General features: G+C 36.2%; 14 protein-coding genes. 8 read left to right on the top strand and 6 right to left on the bottom strand.

Going from position 1 to position 16247, the window contains the following annotated elements; all coding sequences use genetic code 11:
* Positions 1-260: 260 nt before the first annotated feature.
* From ABYT26_RS02140 to ABYT26_RS02130, 3 genes are all read left to right on the top strand, one after another.
* Positions 261-836, top strand: a complete 576-nt coding sequence (locus ABYT26_RS02140) for a uracil-DNA glycosylase family protein (RefSeq protein ID WP_372751238.1) — start codon at positions 261-263, stop codon at positions 834-836.
* A 190-nt stretch (positions 837-1026) separates the two neighbouring features.
* Positions 1027-1917, top strand: a complete 891-nt coding sequence (locus ABYT26_RS02135; protein WP_372751237.1) for a cupin domain-containing protein — start codon at positions 1027-1029, stop codon at positions 1915-1917.
* 84 nt (positions 1918-2001) lie between these two features.
* Positions 2002-2754 carry a metallophosphoesterase gene (locus ABYT26_RS02130; RefSeq protein ID WP_372751236.1) on the top strand — a complete coding sequence of 251 codons (753 nt, stop codon included), beginning with the start codon at positions 2002-2004 and terminating at the stop codon, positions 2752-2754.
* A 104-nt stretch (positions 2755-2858) separates the two neighbouring features.
* Here ABYT26_RS02130 and ABYT26_RS02125 read toward each other — a convergent pair whose 3' ends face one another.
* From ABYT26_RS02125 to pheT, 4 genes are all read right to left on the bottom strand, one after another.
* Positions 2859-3545, bottom strand: a complete 687-nt coding sequence (locus ABYT26_RS02125; RefSeq protein ID WP_372751235.1) for a PrsW family glutamic-type intramembrane protease — start codon at positions 3543-3545, stop codon at positions 2859-2861.
* Positions 3546-3690: 145 nt separating this feature from the next.
* Positions 3691-5442, bottom strand: coding sequence for an ATP-binding protein (locus ABYT26_RS02120; RefSeq protein WP_372751234.1), 1752 nt, complete (start codon positions 5440-5442; stop codon positions 3691-3693).
* Positions 5443-5639: 197 nt separating this feature from the next.
* Positions 5640-6173 (bottom strand): DUF4395 domain-containing protein, encoded by a 534-nt coding sequence (locus tag ABYT26_RS02115; RefSeq protein WP_372751233.1) that lies wholly within the window; start codon positions 6171-6173, stop codon positions 5640-5642.
* Between the two features lie 188 nt (positions 6174-6361).
* Complete coding sequence (pheT, locus tag ABYT26_RS02110) at positions 6362-8812, bottom strand: phenylalanine--tRNA ligase subunit beta (RefSeq protein ID WP_372751232.1); 2451 nt, start codon at positions 8810-8812, stop codon at positions 6362-6364.
* Between the two features lie 421 nt (positions 8813-9233).
* On the opposite strand from pheT, the gene surE reads away from it, so the two are divergent.
* The 3 genes from surE to lpxB are packed head-to-tail and all read left to right on the top strand — an operon-like array spanning position 9234 to position 11484.
* On the top strand, positions 9234-10016 hold the full coding sequence (gene surE, locus ABYT26_RS02105; RefSeq protein ID WP_372751231.1) for a 5'/3'-nucleotidase SurE: 783 nt from the start codon (positions 9234-9236) through the stop codon (positions 10014-10016).
* Positions 10000-10299: a hypothetical protein gene (locus ABYT26_RS02100; protein ID WP_372751230.1), complete on the top strand. Its 300-nt coding sequence runs from the start codon at positions 10000-10002 to the stop codon at positions 10297-10299. Before surE ends, ABYT26_RS02100 begins: the two co-directional genes overlap by 17 nt.
* A gap of 57 nt (positions 10300-10356) precedes the next feature.
* Positions 10357-11484: a lipid-A-disaccharide synthase gene (gene lpxB, locus ABYT26_RS02095; protein ID WP_372751229.1), complete on the top strand. Its 1128-nt coding sequence runs from the start codon at positions 10357-10359 to the stop codon at positions 11482-11484.
* A 20-nt stretch (positions 11485-11504) separates the two neighbouring features.
* Here the strand turns inward: lpxB and ABYT26_RS02090 are convergent, their stop codons facing one another.
* Together ABYT26_RS02090 and ABYT26_RS02085 are read right to left on the bottom strand one after the other, a co-directional pair.
* The gene (locus tag ABYT26_RS02090; protein ID WP_372751228.1) at positions 11505-12248 is read right to left on the bottom strand and encodes a GIN domain-containing protein; all 744 of its coding nucleotides are present in this window, start codon (positions 12246-12248) and stop codon (positions 11505-11507) included.
* On the bottom strand, positions 12238-13347 hold the full coding sequence (locus ABYT26_RS02085; protein ID WP_372751227.1) for an acyloxyacyl hydrolase: 1110 nt from the start codon (positions 13345-13347) through the stop codon (positions 12238-12240). The genes ABYT26_RS02090 and ABYT26_RS02085 overlap by 11 nt, the downstream gene beginning before the upstream one ends.
* 191 nt (positions 13348-13538) lie before the next feature.
* On the opposite strand from ABYT26_RS02085, the gene gldF reads away from it, so the two are divergent.
* Positions 13539-14270: a gliding motility-associated ABC transporter permease subunit GldF gene (gene gldF / locus ABYT26_RS02080; RefSeq protein ID WP_372751226.1), complete on the top strand. Its 732-nt coding sequence runs from the start codon at positions 13539-13541 to the stop codon at positions 14268-14270.
* Between the two features lie 13 nt (positions 14271-14283).
* Positions 14284-15996: a gliding motility-associated ABC transporter substrate-binding protein GldG gene (gene gldG / locus ABYT26_RS02075; RefSeq protein ID WP_372751225.1), complete on the top strand. Its 1713-nt coding sequence runs from the start codon at positions 14284-14286 to the stop codon at positions 15994-15996.
* The last annotated feature ends 251 nt before the right edge of the window (positions 15997-16247 follow it).

The following is a 16247-nucleotide window of genomic DNA, read 5'->3' as shown; positions in this document are numbered from 1 at the left end:
AAATGAGTATTTTGTGTAGTTTATATTGGTTTCTGCAGTTTGCGATCCATTACGGAACACCAAAAGTGAGAAAGTAACAGAAGTTCCATAATCTGGAAGTAAAGCTGAAGAATATAATGCATAAGAGTTCGTATTTAACCTTGTTGTCTGTGATGTGAATTAATATATTTTTCGTATTGGTTTGTTAAATTATTATTGTTTTGTAGCTTCGAATATGCAAATTGCAAACGAAATAAGATAAGGCACTTATCATGACCAATATGGAACAGTTAAAACAGGAAGTAGAAAGCTGTACGAAGTGTCCTTTGCACAAAACAAGAACCAAAGCTGTATTCGGAAATGGAAATCTGGATGCAGAGATCATGATCATAGCAGAAGGGCCTGGTTATTACGAGGATCAAAGTGGAACTGTATTTCAAGGAAAATCAGGTGAGCTTTTAGACAAGGTATTGGCAGCGTGTTGTTTTAGTAGAGATGAACATGTTTATATCAGTAATATTGTAAAATGTCGTCCACCGAACAATCGAGCACCTATTGAAATTGAAAAAGAGGTCTGTCTGACTTATTTGTATCAGCAAATAGAACGTGTCGATCCTAAAATTATCATCTTATTGGGAGCAACTGCTTTGAAAGGATTGATCGATCCAAATGCCAAAATTACTCAAGTGCGAGGACAATGGATCAAGTGGAAAGATCGAATGGTAATGCCTACTTACCATCCCTCAGCATTGTTGCGAAATCCGACTTTAAAACGTCCTGTTTGGGAAGATTTTAAAGCGGTAGTTGCCAAATATCGCGAATTGGTAAATGCAGCGCATTATTCTGCACACTGTTGATTCTTTTGGTTGAAAATAAACCAGTCTAACTGGTGGAACGTTTTGATATCTATAAGTTTATCGTGAGGAAATAGCTACGGTTTTAGTTGATTAATTATTATCTTTAGCGCAATAAAAATGGTTCATAGTAGGAGGCCCAAACTATTTATGAGCAATTTAAAACAAGCCGTAATTAATTAAAAATAGAATTATGAACATTTTTGCTAGATTAAAAAATAGTTGTGCTTTTTCAGCAAATAAAGCTATTTTCTCAAGTGTGAAGAAAGGGTTTTCACTTTTACTTTTTGCTTTTTTATTTAGTGTTGGAACACAGGCTCAGGAAATACCCATTGTAAATCTTACTACAGATTTTCAAGAAGACAGTCATAAATATTCAAAACTGATTCTTGAAAATGAGATTAGTGGAGTAGATGTAGAGTTAATTGCCTTAACGGGTGAGGATGCGATAATTGATAGAACCGAAAAAGGATGCAAAACAGTCTATTTGTTTTATAAGGGAAAAGGTACGGTAGTGGCTGAGGATAAAAATTATGACATTGTACCTGAAACAATTTTGTTACCTAATCATTTGAATGAGATTAGCGTAAAAACAGCTGCAGAGGATACTTTGTGTTACTTGAAAATATCAAGCCAATTAACAGCGCAAGATCTTTTAGATTTAAAAGAGTTTCCTACCGAAAATACGCAGAATGTGTACTATAAAAAATTCACCGATTGCGAATCGTACACAGAAGCTATTAAAAGCCCAAATACGGTAAGTAGAACCATTTTGCCAAACAAATACATTCCTCGTGTGGCTATGGGAACTGTTCAAACCAAAGGCCCAGATAGAGTCGCTCCACACGAACACCCTATGTTAGAGCAGTTGTTTTTAGGTTTATCCGATAATCATACCATGGTGTATGCAGATGAAGCTAAAGTCAATTTTCCAGAATATTCTTTACTACACATTCCAGTAGGATCGAGTCATTCTGTTTCAGTTGAAAAAGAGGAAGTGATGTATTATGTGTGGATGGATTTCTTTATGGATAAAAAAGGAGAAGAATGGTTGAAAACTCATAAAATGTCGGGCGACGAGTAAGGTGTCTAAGACATAATTTGCTGAATCTAATCAAATATCAGAATCCTTTTGCATAGTAATTTCTTAAACCATCTAGACCATTGTATGAAAGAGATTGTAGGACAAGAAATAGCCGTTGTATCGGATATTCATGGGAATTCATTTGCCTTACAAGAGGTGTTGAAAGATATTAAGGAAAGAGGAATTACGACCATTATTAATTTAGGTGATAGCTTATATGGTCCTCTCGATCCTAAAGGAACATATGAGTTGATAGTGAATAATAGTATTCAGAGTATTTCTGGAAATCAGGATCGCTTGATCGTGGAAAATTGGGATGCTAAATCAGACTATATCACCTTGGAGTATGTGAAATCGCAGTTGGATGAAAATATGCTTCACTGGTTACAATCTTTGGCATCTGATCAATCAGTAAACGATGAAATCTACTGTTGTCATGCAAGTCCACACAGCGATTCGGTTTATTTGTTGGAACAGTTGGTAGCCGATAAGGTGAGTACTAAGAATAAAGAGGAGCTTGATGCTTTGCTGAGTCATATTAAGCAAGGAATTGTATGTTGTGGGCATAGTCATGTATCAAAAATAGTTCGAACAGCTAAAAAAGTAATTGTGAATCCAGGTAGTGTTGGCTTACCAGCCTATGACGATGAGCTTCCTATTTACCACAAAATGGAGAATCACAAGCCAAATTCGAATTATGTGGTGATGAAAAAATCGCATGATTCGTTGAAGCTGAATCGAATCTCTGTGGAGTACGATTTTGAGGAAGCAGCTTCTCTTGCAGAACAGAATCATCGTGACGATTGGGCGAAATGGATTCGAACAGGAACAGTTTAGAAAACAATTATAGTTTACTTGATGTGAAATATAAAAACCTTTCTTTTCTCTGTTAAAAGAGGAAAAGGAAGGTTTTTTTGTTTGGGATTTTTATTTCAAATGGATTATTTCGATCGGTTTCTGAAGATTGATTTATCAGAAAGCTCGGTCATTTTAGCATTTGTTTTTTTCATCAGATAAATGATAAATGGAAAGAAAAAGATCAATACCCAAGGGATATTCACCATTAAAATAAAATCGTAAATACCATGAATGAAAAAAGGAACAAGGAATGCCAATTGAAACATTAGTCCTTTATTACTATGATTAGGTGAAAATTTTGCCAGTCCCAAATAGTAGCCCATCATGATTCCGAACATAGCATGCGCTGGAACGGCGGTAAAAGCTCTTGCAATACCCGTACCCATTCCATTCGAAAAAACATATAAAACGTTCTCCACCAAAGCAAATCCGAGTGAAACAAAAACGGCATATACAATCCCATCAAAACGTTCGTTAAAGTTTCTATTTCTCCAAATTAGCAGGTAAAGGGCTAATAACTTAAAGGCTTCTTCGCAAAGTGCAGCTACCAAAAATGCCTTGCCAAATGCAGTGCCAATTGCACCACGAAAAAGAAAGGGAAGCAAGCTGCCTATTGTTTGTTCTGCAATAAGTATTGGAAAAACAATGATCATGCCTGCTGCAAGTCCTTTCAGCAAAAACGATATTGGTTCTTTTTCATACTTGTCGCGATAGTAGATGTAAAATAAAATAATGGCAACGGGTGCAATAGAGATCAGGAGTAGGTTCATATGCTCGTATGTTTGAGTGGTGATAAAACCAATTTTGTGAGGAGACTTGCGAAATTAGAAAAAGCCTCTCAGTAAACAAAATAGAACATATATAAATAGGTGTTTTCAAGACATTAGAGATGATGAAATCTGGTCTTTTTAAACATTACAATTTGGTGTGCAGTTTGCGGGGTAAAGTGAAATAGAAGGTACTACCTTTTCCTGGCTTGCTTTCCAGCCAGATTTCACCCTGCAGAATAGTAACAAATGCTTTTGAAATTGCTAGTCCAAGCCCTGTTCCTTCGTGTACTCCTATTGTGGAGGCGTCGGCCTGCATAAAACGTTCAAAAACTGTTTTCTGCTTGTTTTCCTGAATTCCGATTCCTGTGTCGGTAACATAAAATAAAAACTGCTTGTTTTTTAATTGGCAACCGCATTCTATGGAACCCTCTTCGGTAAATTTAAAAGCGTTACTAATCAGGTTAATTAATATTTGCTTTAGCTTTACTTTATCGGTTTGGATTAGGGTGTTTTCTATTTTATTTTGTATTCCAAGTTGGAGTTTGATGTGTTCTTTCCCGATGTGTTTTCGGTGTTCTTTGTAAAATAAATTGAGTTCTGAATATAGGTCTTTTAAATCATATTCTTCGATATGTATGGTGTATTGACCTGATTCTATTTTCGAAATATCAAGAATGTCATTGATGATTTTGAGTAGATCGTTGCAACGTTGACTAATAATTTGGGAGAATCGATCCAATTTTTGTTTGTTGTGAAAATTCTCGATTAGTAAGCTCGAGAAACCCATAATCGCATTCATGGGCGTACGTATTTCGTGACTCATATTTTGAAGAAATGCCGTTTTTAAATGATCGGTCTGCTCCGCTTGCTCTTTTGCTTTGGTTAGCTCATTTTCTAATTGTTTTCTGTCGGAGATATCTATTTCAATCCCATCCCAGCAAACCAATTTTTCAATTATTCTGGGACTAGAAACAAAGTATGACCATCTGATGCTGCCATCGGGATTGAATACTCTGGCTTCAGCTTTAAACGGTACCATATATTTTATTGCATTTTGTTCTAGTTTGATAAATTGATCGATATCCTCCGGATGAATTTGTTTGTAAATTAAGGATGCATCATTTTTGGCATCTTCAACGCTACACCCATAGTACTTTTCAACGGTATCGCTTATGTATGTGATTTTCCTGTTCTCATCATCGATGCTTATCACCTGATAAAGCATTCCATTAATAAGGTTGTTTGCGATTAATTTTAGTTGTTTTTCACCTTCTTCGGATTTTTTTTTCTCGTTCTGTAATTCTCGATTTATCTGATTTAGATTTTCGTTTATTTGAAGGTAGATTTTGTTTTGCCTTTCAATCTCTTCATTTTTTTTCTGCAAGTCTAATTCAGCCTGCTTTTGTTTGGTTATGTCTTCGTAGGTCCCCAGAATGCCTATGATTTCGCCCCGCTCGTTACGAATAGGAATTTTATTTGTACTCAACCAAGCCTGCTTTCCATCTGCGTGAAGTTGTGGTTCTATAATTTTATATTCGGCTTTTCCAGTTTCCAGAACCCGTTGGTCTACCTTAACAAAGAAATCAGCTTCTTCCTTTTGCCAAGCCAAATCATAATCTGTTTTGCCAACAATTTCGCTGGCCGCTTTTAGTCCGGCAACTTGTGCAAAATTCTCATTGCAACCTATGTATACCGAATTGCAATCTTTCCAGAAAATAAACTGAGGAATGCTATCCATAACCAATTCAAGCATGTTTTTCGATTCATAGAATGATTCCTCTGCTTTTTTGTTTAGGCTACTTTTCTTTTCCGATAGCTGTTTAGAAGACTTATTTTGTTCTTTCATCTGGGTGATGATAGCAATTAGTTCTTCTTTTGTTTTAGTTGTATAGTCCATCCATAAATAAGTATTTTATTGGGCGATAAAAACAAGCATTAAAATTTAAGATATCAATGATAGCCTAATTTGGAGAAAAAATTGGTCGCCTATTTGTAAGGTACATATTAATTTTTAAATGGTAAAATCAGAAATCCCTTGTACGAAAAAAAGTCAATTCCTGTAAGAATTGACTTTTTTGTGTTAAATTAATAGACCTATCTGGAGCAGGAATTTCCCATGCAGTTGGGTTTTACTTCAGGTTGTTTCATCAATCTTAGTTTTAGTGATAGGAAGTAAAACTGACATCCTACGCAAATTCCAAAGGCTGTTTCGATGAACATTAGTAGCATGCAGAGTAGGCAAAGCATACATACCGATTCGAAAATTGCAGGATCGCCTTGCAATGGAATTGATAAAATAAAGACTGCTGATGAAAGGATCATGCCTAAACTCCAGGCGAATCGTTTTTGTATTGCACCAATGTAAATGGGCTCCTGTTTGAAAACGATGAGGCGAGCCAAGAAGTTAGCTGGAGCGTATTTAGGGTTAATAAATACACTGATGATAAAGTTGAATAGAATGAATCCTGAAACGTAAGGAATTGGGCCGTATTTTTTAAAAAATACAGCTGCTATCATAGTTACAAGAACCGTAAAAAATAGAAGACCCGCTGTGGCGCGCACTTCTCTTTCGTTTAAAACCTTATAGTTGATTCCTTCTACGTATTCTCCAAAACTTCGTATTGCCATTTGTATGTATTTAAATTTGTAAATAAAAGGCTGCAAAATACAGAAATATTCCTCTATCTCTGACCCCCAGTGCGTTAAACAAATGTTAACGTGTAAAGGATTGTAGGTGATAGGAAAAAGTGTAAAGGAGACAAAAAAAAACCGACTCCCTGAGGAATCGGTTTTCGTTAATATAGGTTAAGATCAATTTATCTGAGTTCAGCTCCCAATTGTTTTTGGTAGCTTTTGATCAATTTTTGCATAATTTTATCAATTTGCTTATCGTTTAAGGTTTTTTCAGTATCCTGAAGAATAAAACTTACAGCGTATGATTTTTTATCCGCACCTAGTTTTTCTCCTTCGTAAACATCAAACAAAGAAACTGATTGTAATAGTTTCTTTTCGCAGTTAAAAGCGATGGTTTTAATTTCAGAAAAGCTTGTTGTCTTGTCAATAAGTAAAGCCAAATCACGTTTGACGGCAGGATATTTAGGAATTTCGGTGTAGGCAACTTTGTTTTTACTAGCTTCGTTAATTAGCATCTCCCAGTCGAAATCAGCGTAAAAAACTGGAACATCAATGTTCATTGCTTTCAAAATTTTACCGCTTACCATTCCAACTTCTACCAATACCTTTTTCTTCACGCCATAGCTTAAGCCCTCGGTAAATTGGTCGTTTTCGGTTTCATTAATTCGTAATTTCTCAATTTGGAATCCCAAACGATTCAGCACATTTTCAGTGTAAGCTTTTAGGTGGAAGAAGTTGCTTGGTTCTTCTTTCAGATTCCAGTTAGTACTAGCTTTGTTTCCACAAATAAAAACGCCCAAGTGATCTTTTTCGAAGTAGTTGTCTACTGGGTTTTCGTTTTCCGGATTTATAAAGTGTTGGTATGATTTTCCAAATTCGTAGAATTTTAAATCTGCATTTTTACGATTGATGTTGTATGCAATACACTCTAATCCTCCAAAAAGAAGACTCTGGCGCATGGCATTTAAATCGGTACTTAGTGGGTTGAAAATACGAACGGTATTCTCTAGTTTCAAACTTTCCAATCCTTCGTAATAAGAAGATTTAGTCAGCGAATTGTTCATTATCTCGTTGAAACCACTATAGCTTAACAAATCGGCAATGGTATTTTTCAATTTGTGTTCGTCTGGTTTTGGTGCATAGCTCAATGATGCATTTACTTTACCAGGAACCTCTACATTATTGAAACCATAAATACGCAATACTTCTTCCACAATATCAGCCTCACGTTTCACGTCTACACGGTAAGGAGGAACCAAAAGGTTTAAAGTATCACCATCTTCTTTTTCGATGCCAATTTCAAGAGCAGTTAAAATATTCTTGATGGTTTCTTTGCCAATCTTTTTTCCAATCAATCGTTCGATACGATCAACGCTTACTTCTACTTTAAAATCAGCAATTGGATTTGGATAGATATCAACAACTTCCGAAGAAATAGTACCGCCAGCAATTTCTTTGATCAAAAGAGCTGCACGTTTCATGGCATAAATGGTGTTGTTAGGATCGGTACCACGTTCAAAACGGAATGATGCATCAGTATTTAAACCATAACGGCGAGCTGTTTTACGTACATAAACAGAATCGAAATAAGCACTTTCCAAAAAGATAGAAGTAGTCGAATTGCTTACGCCTGATTCCAGGCCACCAAACACTCCCGCGATACACATTGGAGCTTCAGCATTGCAAATCATTAGGTCGTTTTCGTTCAATTCGCGTTTTACCTCGTCTAAAGTAGTGAACAGAGTTCCTTTGTCAAGTGTTTTTACAATCACTTTTTTGTCGGTTATTTTCGAATAATCGAAAGCATGCAAAGGCTGACCTGTTTCAAACAGCACGTAGTTGGTGATATCCACTACATTGTTTATAGGGTTTAGTCCGATCGCTTTCAATCGATTTTGCAACCATTCTGGCGATTCTGCAATGGTAATATTACTCACACAAACTCCCGAATAACGGTGACAGGCTTCTGTCTTTTCAACGCTTACTTCGATTGGTGTAGAGTTGTTTTCTACTTTAAAATCCTCTACTGAAGGCATTTTGTAATCGATGTCTTTTTGTTGTTTAAGGTAAGCAGCCAAATCTCTGGCAACACCAATATGCGATGAACCATCAACACGGTTTGGAGTCAAATCGATTTCAATAACAATGTCGTCTTCAACCTTAAAATATTCTTTTGCAGGCATTCCAACGGTAGCATCTTCGGGTAGTACCATAATTCCTTCGTGATCGGTGCCCACTCCAATTTCGTCTTCGGCACAAATCATACCCAGGGAAACTTCGCCTCTGATTTTTGATTTTTTGATGGTAAAGCTTTCGTCACCATCGTATAAAACAGTACCTACTGTAGCAACCACAACTTTTTGTCCAGCTGCAATGTTGGCTGCTCCACAAACAATAGGCAATAACTCTTCGCCGTTTACATCTACGCTTGTTATGCTCAAATGATCTGAATTGGGATGAGGAACACAAGTCTTTACGTGTCCAATAAGTAAACCTTCCAATCCACCTTTTATAGATTGAATTTTTTCGATTCCACCAACTTCTAAACCAATTTGAGTTAAAATGTCATCCATTTCAGCAGGCGTTAGATCAATATCAATGTAATCTTTCAGCCATTTGTATGATACCTTCATTGTATGTGTATTTTATCTGATCGTTTTCAATTTTAGAAAAAAGAGCGAGAGTTTTGCTCCTTTTCTTCAAGCTTACAAAAGTAGAAATTTTACCTCCAAGTACCAAGTAAGTAATGTGCTTTAAATAAGTACGAGAAATTCTTTGTATTCATAGCGGATTCCTTTGTGTTCTTCTTGGTTGAATACCTTTCATCTTTACTTATCTTGGTGCTGTTCAGGCTCGCTGTTTATTCTTCTTTTTAGGGGAAGTGTCGATAGGCGAAGGGATGAAAAACAGAATGCTGTGTAGAATTTCATTTTGTTTTCTTTATGGAAAAATTGGGGACTTCGTTTTCTTTGAAACACTTTTTGAATAAGTGTTCTTTGAAATTGATTTTTGAAGCGAATTCGAATATATTTGTAGGATTATCAAAATAAAGTCATGAGCGAAGTAAAAGAAAAACCAATTATATTAGTTACCAACGACGATGGCTTAAATGCCAAAGGAATTAAAGCCTTAGTTGGAATGGTGAGAGATTTTGGAAATATTTATGTTGTTGCGCCCAATCGTGCCAATTCGGGGAAATCGAACTCCATTACTGTTGAGGTGCCCATTCGAATTAAAAAGGTTCGCGATGACGAAAATCTTCATATTTATAGTTGTAAGGGAACTCCGGTTGATTGTGTGAAACTTGCTTTGAATAAAATATTACCACGAAAACCAGATTTTCTGGTTTCTGGAATTAATCATGGAGCAAATACTTCGGTAAGTGTTCACTATTCAGGGACTATGGGCGCTACTATAGAGGGCTGTTTAAATGGAATTCCTTCTGTTGGCTATTCGCTAAATGCATTTGCTGCCGATGCTGATTTTACTCAATCGATAAAATATGGTCGTAAAATATTTGCCAATTTAGTAGAAAATGGTTTGCCCGATGGTGTTTGTCTGAATGTGAATTTCCCCGATGGAGAGATCAAAGGAACACGTGTTTGCCGTCAGGCGGATGGCCGTTGGAAGGAAGAGTTTGATCATCGGCAAGATCCTTTTGGAGGTGATTATTATTGGTTAACAGGATATTTTAAGAATGCAGAACCCAATGCTGAGGAAACCGACGAATGGGCCATTCATAATGGATTTGCTTCTGTGGTTCCTACTCAAATTGATATGACAGCACATGCCTTGCTTGAGGGCTTAAAAAAGTGGGATTATGAAATCAAGGATTAATTCAACAACATTAGGCCTAATCATTGGTTTGCTGGTTCCGCTTCTTTCTATTTTTTTAGTGTATGCCATAAAATTTCAGGCAGAAATGAGTTTAGAGACTTTTCTGGATAGCTTGTTGGTTCATAAGTTATATACCAAAGTATTGGCATTGGGCGTCTATTTTGGAAACATTATTTCTTTCTTTTTGTTTATTAAAACAGATTTACTGAAAGCTGCAAGAGGTGTGTTATTGGCAACCATTTTGTATTCTTTGGTCATTATGGTCTTTCGTTTTGGAATGTAAATAATTAGGTTCGAGTTAATACATAAGTCTCAAACTTCAAGTCTTAAGTCTCAAAATATGAAATATTACATCATAGCCGGAGAAGCGTCTGGCGATCTTCATGCTTCTAATTTAATGAAGGAATTGAATGTTCAGGATTCGGAAGCGGATTTTCGTTTCTGGGGAGGAGATTTAATGCAAGCGCAAGGCGGACAGATGGTGAAACATTATCGGGAAACCGCTTTTATGGGGTTTTTAACTGTGTTAAAAAATTTAGGTAAGATTAAAGCGAATTTTGCACTTTGCGAAAAAGATGTTTTGAATTTTCGTCCTGATGTTTTAATTCTTGTGGATTATCCGGGTTTTAATTTGCGCATGGCTAAGTTTGCCAAGAAACATGGGATTAGGGTTCATTACTATATTTCGCCAAAAATCTGGGCCTGGAAAGAAGGTAGGGTAAAAAAGATCAAAGCTTATGTTGATCGAATGTTTACTATTTTTCCTTTCGAGACAGAATTTTATCAGAAACACAATTACGAGGTGAGTTTTGGTGGCAATCCTTTGTTGGATGCCATTGAGAATCGACTCAATAAAGAGGAAGTCTTTCCTGATTTTATCAAAAGAAATAAGCTGAGCGAAAAGCCTATTGTTGCTTTGCTTGCCGGATCTCGAAAGCAGGAAATTGAGCGTGTTCTGCCTGTAATGCTCGAATGTGTCGACTCATTTCCCGAGCATCAGTTTGTTGTGGCTGCAGCTCCTTCGATCACGCAGGAATTTTATGCTTCGGTAGTGGGAGAGTTGAAAGTGGAGTTTGTGTATGGACAAACTTATGATTTGTTGCAACAGGCAGATGCTGCTGTTGTTACCTCGGGAACGGCCACTCTTGAAACGGCTTTGTTGCGCATTCCGCAAGTGGTTTGTTACCTCACCGGAGGAGGAAGATTACTGTTTGCCATTGGGAAACGACTTCTGAAAGTGAAATACATTTCCTTAGTAAACTTAGTAATGGATAAGTTGATTGTAAAGGAGCTGATACAGCAGACATGCAATCGGGAAATGATTAGTGAGGAACTCAATCGAATTCTTTTCGATAAAGAGTATCGAAGTGAAATGCTTTACAACTATCAATTACTTCATGAAAAATTAGGTGGAGCAGGAGCTTCGGCTCGTTTTGCAAAGATGATTTATGAAGATTTGCAGAGATAGGCTTTGCATTGAAATTTTCACTATTCCTGCAACACATCAGCCGTTGGACTTTGGTTGTTAATTTGTATTCTGTTGATTACAATTTCAGGGTTTCCTGTGTAGTAAATATCGCCGCTGCTGTATATGTTTGCAATTAATAGAGTGTTTGCCCAAACATGAACTTCTCCAGTTCCATTTTGAGCTAAGATTACCTGATTACTTTCCAAAGTGGAGGCTTTAATATTAATGATTCCATTTAAAACGTAGCTGGCAGTAGGGCAGCTGCCTGAAAATTCATAGCCTCCTGCTGTACTTCCATAGGCATGAAAGTATAGACTGTCGTATTGTAGGTTCAAATTCATCTCTACCAATTCACTAAGTGAGGTAATGTTAATATTCAGCCTGTTTCCGCTTAGTTCTTCATTGCTAGTAAAATCGGCAGGTGCATTTACACTTATAGTTTGAAGGTTTTTGAGGTGAAATTCAGCTTCAATTAAATCTAAATTGGTGATATTATTGTCTTGAGAGTGATCTATTACTGCTTGATTATCATCTATTTCAATCGATACTTTTGCCAATTTATTTTCACCTCCTTTTAATAAAAGGTATTCTTCATCATCTTCAATCAATGTTATTTCAAAGGTGTTATCATTCTGAATGCTCGTAACACCACTTAGGTCAACTTTTTGTTCTGTGTATTCTCCTTCATCCTCAAACGGATTTAGAGATTCACAGGAAGTGAAACCTAAAAACAGTACAATTGCTAGTAGAAATTTATTTGTCATGTTTCTTTTTTGTGATTTGATAACCAATTCCCCATTCAATAAAATCAGCCTTGCCAAGATGAGTTTTTAAACTTAAATTTCCGACAATATGCTTATTGAATTGATAACGAAGCCCAATTCGAGTATATATTGGCTTTTCAGGTTCGGTTTTGTAGTAAGTGTAAACGCCAATGTTGGCAATAATGCTTAGATTCGAAATTACAAGATCATGAGAAAGAAATACAGCCTGACTGAATCGGTCGCTAAAACCAGTTTCTGGTGAATAATCCCATTTGCCTCGGTTTGCAGCACAGTCGTAAAAAAAGTCGATACCAAAGCCTACTTTTTGTTTTTGATTGATTCCAATGGAATAAGCTCCTGATAAACTTGAACTATAATATTTGTGAGCATCATTTTCAGAAGCTTGTTTTAAGCCGTGGTTCCATACAAAAAGAATGTTGTTCGGCAATCGATTCTTTTTTAACTTAGGGGTTCTATTTTTTATTTTCTGATTTTTTAATCGGTAATTAATTCCCAGATTACTGGTGACCATATTTAATCCTTTATTCGGAAGGCTAGTGGCTCCATTGGAAATATGATTAAAACCAATTCCTCCCTGAATGTTCCAATGGGAAGAAAGTGTATATCGCGCATTTGCAAGTAGTTTAAAAAAAGCATTGAATTTTGTTCCGATGGCAATATTTGCATAATTATCTACCGCATCAAAATGTTTTTTTGTGTAGGCTAATCCCAAGCCCAATTGCGTATCGAATGCCCATTTTTTATTGCTAAGAATGGGAAAGCTGATGTAAGGAAATATTGCATTTACATTGCCAAAAACCTCGTCGTTTCCCAAGCTCCCACGATAAAAGCCAAGGCCAATTTCTGGCTGTTTGTACAATTGAGCCCAATTTTTTTTAGAGGAAGGAATTATGCCAACATTCAATTCAATAGCCGAAATTCGCTCATTTACCAAATAACTAATGGATGTGTGATGAGGCAAAATAAATCCATAGTGATAACGAAAGCTTGTAGTAATTCTGTTTTTACTAGTTTGTTCTTGGGCAATTAACTGGGTGCAAATCAAAAAGAATATAAAAGCAAGGAACGGTTTTTTCATTCTAAATTAGTGAATTCATGATACTTCTTCAGAAATTAGAACGAATAACTCGAAGAAATTTATGCGGTTTGATAGAAATGTAATTTTAAACGTTCAAATTTATGTAAGTAAATTGATTTCCCAAAGAGTTTTTTCAAGTGGAATAATTTTGCAAATTTGTACAATAAGAATATTTACAAGAATCAAAATTTATGCGTTCACTGCTTCGTAAGGAAATCAGTACTTTTTTTAGTTCTATTTCTGGATATTTAATTCTTTCCATTTTTTTAATTGCAACGGGCTTATTTGTATGGGTGTTTCCGGGGAATTCTAATCCTCTGGATACCGCTTATGCTAATTTAGATGTTCTTTTTGAAATGGCTCCCTGGATTTATTTATTCTTGATTCCGGCTGTTTGTATGCGTTTATTTGCTGAAGAGAAAAAACAGGGGACCATCGAGTTGTTGCTCACTCGCCCAATATCTGATATGGGAATTGTTTTGGCCAAGTATTTTGCAGGATTGGTAGTGGTTGGATTTTCCTTGCTGTTCTGTTTGGTCTACTTTTTTTCTATTTACTATTTGGGAAATCCTGTTGGTAGTGTCGATTCGGGAGCATTTTGGGGTTCTTTTATTGGTCTTTTCTTTTTGGCTGGAATTTATGTTTCCATCGGAGTATTTGCCAGTTCCCTAACGAGTAATCAAATTGTAGCCTTTTTACTGGCTCTTATTCTGTGCTTTTCTTTCTACATTGGCTTCGATTATCTTGGCGAGATAGGTAGCTCGGAATCGCTGAATGGCTTTTTTATTTCCATGGGTATTAATGAGCACTACCGATCCATTTCAAGAGGAATAGTTGATTCGCGAGATCTTCTTTATTTTATAGGAATTATTGTGGCTTTTCTTTTGCTTACAAAAACAGTTCTTAAAAGTCGTAAATGGTAATTGTGTGAATTTTATGATACAAAATAGAAAATTAAAAGACCTTTTTCAATTACTCATTTCTTTGCTGGCTTTGGTAATTGTAATTCAACTTTTACAAGTGTATTTTTTTCGTTGGGATTTAACGTCCGAAAAACGTTATTCCTTATCAGATAACACCAAGGAGCTGGTAGCAAATCTGAATAAGGATTTGTATTTCGAAGTTTATCTTTCGGGAGATTTGCCTTACGGATTTATCAAATTGCAAAAGGCTTCTCTCGAAATGATCGATGAGATGGCTTCCTATTCTAATGTTAGAATATCCTATTCCTTACTAAGTCCTGGAGATATTATAAACCCGAAAAAGCGACAGGAATTTTTCGATCAGCTGATTAATCGTGGTTTAAATCCTATTAATTTGCAGGAGAAAACAACTGATGGAAGTTTGAATCAAAGATTGATTGTTCCCGGAATTATTGTTCATGATAAAGAGAAGGAGACAAGTGTAAATCTGTTGAAAAGTGTAGCCGATTTGTCTTCCGATGAGAATCTGAATCATTCCATTGAAGAGCTAGAGTTTGAGTTAACTTCGGCCATTCGGGTGCTTCAAAAGACAAAACCCAAAGAAATTGCTTTCTTAACTGGACATGGTGAATTAAATGAATACCAAGTTGCTGATTTTACTGCTTCTCTTTTGCAGAGATATGAGGTGAGAAGAATAAAAGCTCATGATTTAGCAGATGGAAAATCAAACTTTTCTGCATTGGTGATTGCTCAGCCTCGTGAGGAGTTCTCTGAACAGGATAAATACAATATAGATCAGTATGTGATGAATGGTGGCAAGTTGTTGTGCTTGGTCGACGAAGTAATTGCCTCTATGGATAGCTTAACAACAAAGGAAAATACTATGGCATTTTTTCAGCCTTTAAATATGGAAGATCAGCTGTTTAAATATGGGGTGAGAATTAATCCCGATTTGGTGATGGATGTTCAGAGTCAGTTGATTCCTGTTCAAACCGCATTGCCAGGCCAGCCAGCAAAATTTACTCCTGCACCCTGGTATTATTCTCCCTTGCTAACTGCTCCCGATTCGCATCCCATTACTCGAAAACTAAATGTAGTAAAAGCAGAATTTGCAAATTCTATCGATTTTGTTGGAAATAGTAAGCAGATTACAAAACAGGTTTTACTGGCAAGCTCTGACTATTCAAGACTCGAAAAAGTTCCAGCATTAATTAGTCTCAATATTGTGAATAAAAAGATGAGTGCTGCAGATTTTCCTGCAGGCTCGCAAAATATAGCCGTTCTTCTCGAAGGTGTTTTTCCTTCAGTATTTCAGAATCGTATTTGGAAAGGAATGAATAGGGAGAAGTTTAAATCGGAAAGTGTAGCCACTAAAATGATTGTAATTTCCGATGGTGATATTATTAAGAATAGAGTGAGAGGAGTGGGGAGCAATCGTCAAATAGAAGCTTTGGGTTACGATAGATACACTAAAAACACCTATGGAAATAGAAGCTTTCTGCTTAATTGTGTCGATTATCTCTGCGATGATACAGGGTGGATGCAATTGCGATCGCGTGAGGTGAAATTGCGTTTGCTGAACAAAACTAAAATTCAATCGGAGCGATTGTTTTGGCAGTTAGTGAATGTCTTACTTCCTTTGCTACTCCTTCTGCTTTTTGCCGTAGCTCGATTCTATTTTAGGAAACGAAAATTTGCAGGATCGAAACAGAAGAATATTGCTTAGAAATACTATTTTTGCCTCCCTAAAAGTAAAGTTTCCAAGGAAAGAATCCTTTGTCGATTTTTATTTTTATGATTTTCACAGTGGTGTTAGAATGAGTTTTAAAGGTAAATAACAGTTATCTAGTTGTATACCGAGTTCGTTTACCGGGTTTAGCTCTGTTTTTTGAACTTATATGATCATGTTTCCTTAATAAATTTGTATATTCACCACTTATTATTTGACGCTCTTTCTAATTGATTTTTTATTAGGAT

Origin of the sequence: Labilibaculum sp. (assembly GCF_041595635.1) — a bacterium.
In the GTDB taxonomy this organism is placed as follows: Bacteria; Bacteroidota; Bacteroidia; order Bacteroidales; family Marinifilaceae; genus Labilibaculum.
This window is presented reverse-complemented; position numbering and strand designations above follow the sequence as displayed.

Excerpts from the sequence above, each read along its gene's own strand:
- gldG (WP_372751225.1), top strand. The coding sequence starts at position 14,284 with ATGATACAAAATAGAAAATTAAAAGACCTTTTTCAATTACTCATTTCT.
- pheT (WP_372751232.1), bottom strand. The coding sequence starts at position 8,812 with ATGAAGGTATCATACAAATGGCTGAAAGATTACATTGATATTGATCTA.
- surE (WP_372751231.1), top strand. The coding sequence starts at position 9,234 with ATGAGCGAAGTAAAAGAAAAACCAATTATATTAGTTACCAACGACGAT.
- lpxB (WP_372751229.1), top strand. The coding sequence starts at position 10,357 with ATGAAATATTACATCATAGCCGGAGAAGCGTCTGGCGATCTTCATGCT.
- ABYT26_RS02125 (WP_372751235.1), bottom strand. The coding sequence starts at position 3,545 with ATGAACCTACTCCTGATCTCTATTGCACCCGTTGCCATTATTTTATTT.
- ABYT26_RS02135 (WP_372751237.1), top strand. The coding sequence starts at position 1,027 with ATGAACATTTTTGCTAGATTAAAAAATAGTTGTGCTTTTTCAGCAAAT.
- ABYT26_RS02130 (WP_372751236.1), top strand. The coding sequence starts at position 2,002 with ATGAAAGAGATTGTAGGACAAGAAATAGCCGTTGTATCGGATATTCAT.
- ABYT26_RS02085 (WP_372751227.1), bottom strand. The coding sequence starts at position 13,347 with ATGAAAAAACCGTTCCTTGCTTTTATATTCTTTTTGATTTGCACCCAG.
- ABYT26_RS02140 (WP_372751238.1), top strand. The coding sequence starts at position 261 with ATGGAACAGTTAAAACAGGAAGTAGAAAGCTGTACGAAGTGTCCTTTG.
- ABYT26_RS02090 (WP_372751228.1), bottom strand. The coding sequence starts at position 12,248 with ATGACAAATAAATTTCTACTAGCAATTGTACTGTTTTTAGGTTTCACT.
- ABYT26_RS02120 (WP_372751234.1), bottom strand. The coding sequence starts at position 5,442 with ATGGACTATACAACTAAAACAAAAGAAGAACTAATTGCTATCATCACC.
- gldF (WP_372751226.1), top strand. The coding sequence starts at position 13,539 with ATGCGTTCACTGCTTCGTAAGGAAATCAGTACTTTTTTTAGTTCTATT.
- ABYT26_RS02115 (WP_372751233.1), bottom strand. The coding sequence starts at position 6,173 with ATGGCAATACGAAGTTTTGGAGAATACGTAGAAGGAATCAACTATAAG.
- ABYT26_RS02100 (WP_372751230.1), top strand. The coding sequence starts at position 10,000 with ATGAAATCAAGGATTAATTCAACAACATTAGGCCTAATCATTGGTTTG.